The sequence below is a fragment of the Staphylococcus sp. 231237_7MaSpsaltlick genome, assembly GCF_043107035.1.
Map to the genome: position 1 here is coordinate 1 of NZ_JBICNX010000314.1, position 513 is coordinate 513.

The 513-nt window shown below is 39.0% G+C and carries 1 protein-coding gene; it reads right to left on the bottom strand.

Features of this window, described 5'->3' with window-relative positions; genetic code table 11:
* A partial coding sequence (locus ACF91D_RS31650; RefSeq protein ID WP_392438680.1) for a GA-like domain-containing protein occupies positions 1-513 on the bottom strand: 513 nt, incomplete at both ends.

A 513-nucleotide genomic window follows, 5' to 3' on the forward strand; every position in this document is an offset into this window, starting at 1 on the left:
TGTTTGTAACTCATCTTTACCTGTTGTACCGTCTGGTACATTGTTTAATTTCGTTAAAGCATCTGCTTTAGCTGTTTCTAACGCTTCGATAAGTTGGTCTAACTCGGCTTTCTCATTTGGATTTACTAATCCATCCGCTGTGATTTCAGATAACTTATTGTCTGCATCTTGCTTAGCTTGTTCCACTGCCACAATTGCTTGTGCTGCCTCTGATAATTGTTCAGTGTCCAAGACTCCATTACTATCTTGGTCATTTACTTTTGGTAAAGTTACTGAATCAATTTGTTCTAAGCGACTTTGTAGTGTATCTTTGCCTGTCGTACCGTTTGGTACACTGTTTAATTTCGTTGAAGCTTCTGCTTTTGCTGTTTCTAACGCTTCGATGAGTTGTTCTAATTCGGCTTTCTCATTTGGATTTACTAAGTTATCAGACGTGATCTCAGACAACTTGTTAGCTGCTGCTTTTTTAGCTTCTTCCACTGCTTCAATTGCTTGTGCTGCCTCAGATAACTG